The organism is Armatimonadia bacterium (assembly GCA_039679385.1).
In the GTDB taxonomy this organism is placed as follows: domain Bacteria; phylum Armatimonadota; class Zipacnadia; order Zipacnadales; family JABUFB01; genus JAJFTQ01.
In genome coordinates this window covers 1-7901 of sequence record JBDKVB010000171.1, presented here as the reverse complement: position 1 = coordinate 7901, position 7901 = coordinate 1, and the positions used below count along the sequence as shown (strand labels likewise).

At 66.0% G+C, this 7901-nt stretch carries 7 protein-coding genes; all 7 read left to right on the top strand.

What is annotated here, in order from left to right:
* Positions 1-452 precede the first annotated feature (452 nt).
* On the top strand, positions 453-1058 hold the full coding sequence (locus ABFE16_19745; protein MEN6347534.1) for a hypothetical protein: 606 nt from the start codon (positions 453-455) through the stop codon (positions 1056-1058).
* Positions 1059-1155: 97 nt separating this feature from the next.
* The gene (locus tag ABFE16_19740) at positions 1156-2475 is read left to right on the top strand and encodes a tetratricopeptide repeat protein (GenBank protein MEN6347533.1); all 1320 of its coding nucleotides are present in this window, start codon (positions 1156-1158) and stop codon (positions 2473-2475) included.
* 130 nt (positions 2476-2605) lie between these two features.
* Complete coding sequence (locus ABFE16_19735) at positions 2606-3409, top strand: hypothetical protein (protein ID MEN6347532.1); 804 nt, start codon at positions 2606-2608, stop codon at positions 3407-3409.
* Positions 3409-3747, top strand: a complete 339-nt coding sequence (locus ABFE16_19730) for a hypothetical protein (GenBank protein ID MEN6347531.1) — start codon at positions 3409-3411, stop codon at positions 3745-3747. The genes ABFE16_19735 and ABFE16_19730 overlap by 1 nt, the downstream gene beginning before the upstream one ends.
* 3 nt (positions 3748-3750) lie before the next feature.
* Positions 3751-6846 carry a LamG domain-containing protein gene (locus tag ABFE16_19725; GenBank protein ID MEN6347530.1) on the top strand — a complete coding sequence of 1032 codons (3096 nt, stop codon included), beginning with the start codon at positions 3751-3753 and terminating at the stop codon, positions 6844-6846.
* A 158-nt stretch (positions 6847-7004) separates the two neighbouring features.
* Entirely contained in the window at positions 7005-7442 is a 438-nt protein-coding gene (locus tag ABFE16_19720; protein ID MEN6347529.1) for a hypothetical protein, read from the top strand.
* A 61-nt stretch (positions 7443-7503) separates the two neighbouring features.
* The coding region (locus tag ABFE16_19715; GenBank protein ID MEN6347528.1) for a hypothetical protein at positions 7504-7901 on the top strand (398 nt) is incomplete at its 3' end.

The following is a 7901-nucleotide window of genomic DNA, read 5'->3' as shown; positions in this document are numbered from 1 at the left end:
TCGCTGGCGAAGCCTCAGGTTGATACGGGTCCGGCCGAGGGGCCGCAAGGCGACGCCGCTCCCTCGCCAGCGGGGCAGTAGGGCACTACGAGGCTGACGAAGAACGGCGAGACGACCTACTACCAGTGGCAAGCCGACGGGGCGATGGCAAGCAAGCACGACGTCGAGGGTTGGACGTACTTCACGTGGGATGTGGACGAGAGCCTGAGGGGGATCGCAAGCGCGTCTGGAGTCCTGGATGCGGGTGGGCGGAAGGTGCGTCTCCCCGATCTCAAGCAGGCGCAGGGGATGCATTTGGGAATCGTTCGTCGAGCAGGACTGGTGAAGCTGAAGGAGACCCCGTGGGTGGTGACGTATGGGCGGGAAGCGTCGTGACAGGTAAGGCGCGAGGTGGGAACGGCCAGGGGCAGAGGAAGTCTATGTGCGCCCAGATGCCGAGATGGCGACCGACTATGCTGGGGACTGATCTGAGCTTTTCCGAGGTATCAGCACTGGTCCTTCTGCTGCTGGCTGCAATTGCCGCGGTCCTGCATGCGGGAGTCTTCGCATGGCTGGTCGTGACCCTGGCCTTCGCGTGTGTGGCAGTGGCAGTTGTCCGCAGACTGAGGCGGAGGTGCTCTCGCCGGGTCGTCTGGGCAGTGGCGGCGGCCTTCCTTGTGGCGCTGACGCTCTGGTGCTGGCTCCGCCCGGGCGAGTACTGGTTCCTGACCCTGGGCTGGGGCAGCAGGCCCTTCGACAGCGCAGTGTGGCGAGAGGCTGATCGAGGCGAGCTGCTCGGCAACCCGCGCGGAAGCATGCTGCGTTCGCTGCTCCGAGACCATCCCTTGGTCGGGCTTCGGCGGGAGGACGTGAGGCAGCTTCTGGGTGACCCTGACTACGTGGACTGGGAGTTCCCCGCTCGGGTTTCCGAGGTGCCCTCAGACTACGACATACGCGTGGCCCGGACCTTCCAGTATGCGCTCGGCGGGTACTCCGGGTTCGGCATGGACGTCGATCTGCTCTGCCTTCGATTCGGCATCGACGGTAGCGTAGTGGACTGGTGGCTGATGCAGACATGAGTGGTCGCTGCTGGTCCTGTGGAACACGTGCGACACTGACGCCGGGCGGCGTCCACTTGCCCGGTACTCTTGCCAGCTCAGTGAGGACGAACTGACGATGAGAGGACGCCTCAGGTCGGCGATCGTGGTCGGTGTCGTCTGCGCCGTGGGAGTGGCAGGCGGGCTGTGCTGGCGCTACTACCCCGAGTGGCGAATGGGTCGCGACTTCAGGGAGCGAGCGCTTGCCCGGGACTTCGGCGGGTGCCTGTCCATCGGACGCGAAGCCGTCGCTCGGTACCCGCGAGCCGACTGGGCGCACCGGTACCTTGGCGCCGCTCTCGGCGCGATGCGGGCCTATGAGGAGTCGCTTCGCGAGATGCAGACCGCGGTGCAGTTGCGCCCGGATTCCTGGGAGGACCGTGCGAGTCTCGGGAGCGCCCTCAACCGGCTGAAGCGACATGAGGAGGCACTCGCCGAGTACCGGCTCGCGTACCGCGATGCACCGGGGAGCTGGCGGGTCGTATCGGAAATGGCCTCTGCACTCTCAGCCGTGGGCAAGCCTGCTGAGGCACTGCGGCTGTACGAAGAGGGCGTCCGGAAGTCGCCCAAGTCCTGGCGGATGCGCTATGACCTGGGCGCGCTGTACTACCAGCGCGGGCGCTATGGGGAGGCAGCCACGCAGTTTGAAGCGACGGTCCAGAACGCCCAACGTGCTTCGCAGGAGCATCAGCTTGAGGCGCGGCGCTGGTGGGCTTTCTCTCTCTCGCGTGCCGGCAAGCAGAAGGAAGCTATCGAGCTGCTCCGTGAGTTGCTGGCGTCCGCTCCGAAGGATGCCTACGCCTGGATGGGACTCGGCCGAGCGCAGGAGTGGTCTGGGAACCTGCCATCGGCGATCTCATGCTACCGCGAGGGCGTCTCGCTCCTCCCGCGAGATGCGGCGGTACGGTGCGCCCTGGGAGACGCCCTCACGGACCAGCGGCGCTACTCCGAGGCCGAGCGGGAACTCCGAGAGGCCGTGCGACTCGATCCTGGCTCGGCCGCGGGCCATACCAGCCTCGGGCGTGTGCTGGCCTTCCAGCACAAGAACGATGAGGCAGAGCGGGAGCTGCGCGAGGCCCTCAAGCTTGAGCCCGAAAGCGCCTTGGGTCACGCGAACTTGGGGGCTGTGCTGATCCTCCAGGGGCAATTCGGCGAGGGCGAGAAGGAGATCCGCGAGGCGCTGCGCCTCGACCCACACAGCGCACCTGCACACTCGGACCTCGGGTGGCTGTTGCGGACGAAGGGCGATCTCAAGGGGGCGATTGCCGAGGCGCAGACGGCGGTGAAGCTCGACCCCAATCTTGCACAGGCCCGAAAGGACGTGGGGCTGTTCACCTCTGAGTTGCGCGTGCAAGAGTGGGAGAAGACCCGGGCGACAGAAGGGTCGTCTGAGCCCTAAGCACTGCCGCGCTGAGGGCCGGGAGACATCCAGGCGAAGGCGGAGCCGACACGACGCCCACAGGGCCGTCCGCCCAACAGACGCGGGAGACAGGCACCGCAGACACGTGGGACCGAAGAGGAGCGCACCTATGCCGAGAGCGCGGGGCAAGAGAGGCCTCTCCGCCCCTACACCGGGCTTCCAGGAGTGGGCCCGTGTGTTCTGCTACGTCTTGCACTGTCCCGAGGAGCAGTGCCGGCCCGAGATCACGCTCTCCGAGCTCTTCGAGAAGGCGGGCAAAGAGGGGCAGCTTGCCCGGAAGGTAGCCTTCGGCGCGCCGGGGAGGGTGTGGGAAGCGCGACTCAGGCTCTCACTTAGGGGGGCCATCCCTGGGGTGCTGTTTGCCTTCCTGCGGCTGTCCTTCCGGCCTTACGGTAGGGACCTTGACCCCGCGATGACAGTCAGTGATCTGGTGGCTCTCGCAAGCAGGTGCCATCTGTGGCCTGCGTCCGCCGATGACGTATTGCTGCTAGAAGACCCAAGGTGGTGTGGTTGGCGGGTCTTCATCAGGAATCTGTTCACATGGGCCGGGCGCGACGAGATGGAGTGGTCGGAGTTGCATGCGCTGTTCTCCGAGGCAGGCGACGTGGGCGTTCAGACCGTGCGGCAGGCGCTTGAGGCCCTCGGGGAGTTCTTCGGTCTCTGCCCGCGCGTGCTGCGCCCCTGGGATCGCATATGGCTCGACGATACCGGCATGGACGCGCACACGGAGGTCATCACGCGTGCAGGTGTGCGGTGTGACAGGAAGCGTTCATCAGCTCCCGAGACTCGTGCAGCGCAGCATGAGACACAACGACACTACGCGGGTGACACGCTGGGCTACATGGTAGCCTCGTTGGGGTGGCCCAACATGGTGCCGTGTCCGCCGGAGCCGCCCGAGGCCGAGGGCAACTGATGATGGAAGCGATTTGTCCGGAGAGCTGCACTGAGCGGGGCTTGCTCAGCGCCCTGTGCGATCCCTGGGAGCAGGCGACCTACTACGCCTACGACCCTCGGGGGCTGCAGCTCACGCGACGGCTGCCGAACCAGGTAACCAGCTATTACAACTACTACGACGCCGGGCAGGTGCAGAGCCTGCTGCACGCCGGCACGGGCGGGCTGTTGCAGAGCCTGTACTACAGCTACGACGACGAAGGCCGGCGGACCATGGCCGGCCAGGGAGGACAGGATGGTGACTGGCCGGAAGTTGCCAGGTCTCTTCTCCAGACGTTCCGAACTCCCACCCCGAGGTGAGCCATGAGACCAGTCCGCGCCCATGGGAGCCTGTACAGGCTGGCGGTTGTGCTCGCAGTGATGTTTGCGCAGGCGGCCGCTGGTTCCACACTGGATGGCCTGGTAGGCTACTGGCCCCTCGATGAGGGCCAGGGAGACCAGGTCACCAATGTTGTGGGCGAGAGGGGGAACCTCTTCGGGAGCACCGGCAACGGAACCCTCAGGCAAGCGACCTGGGGCACCGGCAAACTCGGGGGAGCCCTCCACTTCAGCAAGGGCGGCCGAGGTGTGCTTATCGGGCAGATGCGAGAGCTGGAGTGCGATCAGGCTGTGACGGTCGCCGCCTGGGTAAGCCTCGAGGACGCCCAGCAGACGGGCTTCGTCCTCAACCGCGAGCGTGGGTACCGGCTTGGCCTTGATCCTCAGGGCCGAGGGCAGGTCCGCTTCCAACTCGCTCTCGACGGCAAGTGGGCGGGGAACTGGCTGCTCAGTCGGAGCAGGCTCCAGCCCGGTCGGTGGTATCACCTCGCAGCGGTCTACGACGGCACGCAGCGCCGGATCTACCTCGACGGCCAACTGGACGCCGGCGCACCTGCCACCGGTACGATCTCGCGCGGCGACCTTGTGACCGTGGGTCAGGACTTCTCGGGTCTCATCGACGAGGTCCGCGTGTGGAACCGGGCACTCTCGCAGGAGGAACTGGCGCGGGCGATGGCCGAGGATGCGTCCCAGGTCCGAGCGGTCTTGCGACCGGCGGATGCGCTGCGCTTCTACCCGGTTAGGGGCGTCGGCATGCTGGGTCAGGGCGAACGGGCAGAGGTGGCAGTCTTCAACTCCGGCGAGACGCCCTTCGCCGTCAGCGCCTCCGTGGCGCTGCTCTCGTCGAAGGGCGCTGCCGTCGCCCAGGGAACCCCACAGCTTTCGGTAGGCCCACGTGGCGTGGTTCGCGTCGGACTCGGCTACCACGCCGGGGAACCGGGCATGTACTCGCTGGTCCTGCGGGCGGACGGTCGCGACCTCTACCGCATGCCTGTCTACGTGCTCGCGCCGCATGCGCGAAGGCCGCAGGGCGAGCTGAAGCTCGAGAGGGTGGCCTCCGTTGACCTGACGCAGAACCTGGGACCGGAGCAGCTCTGCGAGGACGGCAGTAGCCGTGTGGTTGACGCGCCAGTAGGTCGCTACCGCGAAGCCGGTGGCCAGAGAGGATCGCGGTTCGTGGTGCGGCTCACCTTGCGCCGACCCGGGCTCCACCTGCTTCGTGTACGCTACCCCGACGACAAGGCACGCACCTGCGAGGTCGTCGCCTGCTCCCCCAAGGAGGCCGACCTGTACAACGCTCAGACCGGGTACCTGACGGGTGTCACGAGTCCGCTCTCGAACCGCGTGGAGACACTCGACTGCGTCCTGTGGGCACGAGACCCTCGCCAGAGCGTGATCTTCACTACACGCGAGACAGGCCGACCGGCAGCGGCTGTCAGCGTTGAGGCCTATGAGGTCGATGGCGGCCTCCCTTCCAGCCCCGTCGCAGGGGCTGGCAACGCTCGGCAGATCGGTCTGTACTGGGAGGACGCCGCACCGTTGCCGTGGTGCGTCGGCGCTGAAGGTCCGGGCTTCGAGGCCTTCGACCACGCCATCTGCAATCTGTGCGACCTCATGGACTATACCGGCGAGAACGTGCTCTTCCATCCTGCGGTATGGTACAACGGCCCCATCTACAGCTCGCTGGTAGAAGAGAGTGGCACGCTTGGTGGACGTGACATGCCTGCTGCGGGATGGATGGACATCCTCCTCAGGCGCTTTGAGGAGCGGGGGTTCAGGTTCTACCCGACGCTGAATGTGCACGAGTTGCCGTCGCTGGTGGCAACGGGCAATGCCGATGCTCAGAGCGTCCAGGCCGGTGAGCCTACCTTCAACGCCGTGACGCGCGATGGACGTGTGACAGGCAGAACCTGGCACAACCAGCCACCAGCCTACAACGCGCTTCACCCGCGCGTGCAGGAGCGTGTACTGGCGCTGGTGCAGGAGCTGGCCGAGAGGCATGCTCAGTCGCCGGCCTTCGGGGGCATCGCCTTCCATCTCACCCGCTGTCAGCTCCTGCAGCTAGGGGGGCTCGATGTGGGCTACGACGACTGGACCCTCGCGGAATTCGAGCGCGATACCGGCCTCAAGGTGCCCGTGGACTCTCGAGACCCGCAGCGGTTTGGCAAGCGCTACGACTGGCTCCTGGCCCAAGCTCGCGAGCAGTGGATCCACTGGCGCTGTGCACGGTTGGCGAGCTACTACGGGCAGGTGGCGCAGGTTCTGCGTAGCAAGCGTCCCGACCTCAGGCTGGTGGCGGTAGTTCTGCACCCGATTCCGGCCGTCCACGCAGACCTCAGGAAACGCTGGGAGCAGGGCACGCGGCTGGCCGATCTCAGTCGCGAGGCCGGTATCGATCCGACGCTTCTCGGGCAGAAGCCGGGTGTGGCGTTCGTGAAGCACCTGGGTCCCCCTGACTACCGCTTTTGCCTGGCCAACAGTCAGCCGGGGTCCGAGCAGGCCCTGCTGTCGGTGCGGCAGATGGACTTCTGCGACGACCAACTCCGTGAGTACCGTCCGACAGCGGACTGCGGCGTCTTCCTTTACAATCGCTACTTTGAGAGCGCAGGCAACCGGCAGAATCCCCTGGCCTGTGGTTGGTATCAGGACCCCTCCTGGCTTGCCTCGGCGATCGTGCCGGGTGGCGACGGCTTCATGGAGTACTACGCTCACTCGATGGCTGCTCTTGACCCCGAGATCGTGGTGACGGGTGGCTTCACGGTGGGTACCGTGGGGCATGAGGCGCAGGTTGAGCGCTTCGCCCGGGTATTTCGTCAGCTCCCCGTGGGCAGTTGGACGGAGCTTGCCGGGCTGCAGGACAAGGTCGTCGGACGCACCTGCGAGGTGAAGGGGAAGCGCTACCTGTACGTGGTGAACGCTTCGCCCGTCGAGACACAGGTGAGCCTTCCGCTGTCCGCAGTCGGAGCGCAGGTGCAGCAGCTCGGCGGATCGCCGGCGCTCTTACGGACCGAAGGTGGCTGGAGTGTGCGGCTGGGGCCCTTTGAGCTTGCCGCCTGGATGACAGAGGCGACGCGGTCGTAGGCTGCGATCGGGCTGTGACGGGAGTTCTGGTCGGCTCCGCAGTGCTGAAGTCCTGCCCGAGGCGGCAGCAGCCCGACTATCTGCTATGGGTCCCGCCGCAGGGGAGGATCAGACGAAGCGGTTCGGTGCTGGAGTGACGAGCAAAGGGGGTACTCCGGATGTGGTTTCTGTGCCAGTTCCTTGTCCGACGACTGCTCATGCCCTTCGACGGACGGACCGACTCCTCCGCGTCGGACCTTAGCAGACTGGCTGCGATCGACACGCGGGAGCGGGAATGCCCGGACATCGCCAGGACCCGGGCAGAACTTGACGCCATGGCTCGCGAAGTGCCCGACTGGCCGCTCGTCCATATCACGCGAGCGATCTGCGAGCAGAGAGCCGGAGACCTCCAGGCGGCCAAAGCCGCCTTAGCCGTTGCCCTGGCTGTCGCCCCGGCTGATCCTCTGGCATACAAGATGCTCGCCGGCCTGTTACATGCGGAGGGGAGCGAGGAAACGGCCAGTGTGGTGCGGATGCAGTGGCGACGGCTCCTGAGGGCCTGGGGCATAGACGAGCGGGTTCCTCATGAGGTTGAGGGCATGTCGAACGCAACCTAGATTGGCGAGGTGAGAGCGCTATCGGAGCAAGGGCTGCTTGTGTAGGGAAAGCGGTGCAGATATGGAGTTGCGGAACGGTACGCCCGACGAACGCGTTCTGATCGCTCGGAGTGCGGACGCCCTGAGGCAGATTGGCGCACTTCTGCACGACGCCATGCTGGAAGAGGACAGCATTCTCCACAATCCAGCATCACGCGAAGCGAGCTTCTGTGTCTGGCGGCTGACCGAGACTACACGCCCGCACCGCATGGTCTGGCCCTTGGCAGGGAGAGAGCACGCGCAGGTGCAGTCCGTGCTGGTCGTGCGGTCCGCGCTATCGGCATCGATCAGCATGGAGGTGCCTGCGGACAGGATCTCGGACCTGACCTACAGCGGGGAGACGCGCGAGGTTCGGATCGCCTTGTTCGCCTCGCCGCCGATCGTCCTCACCGCTGAGGAGCTGTGGGTGGAACTCAGGGA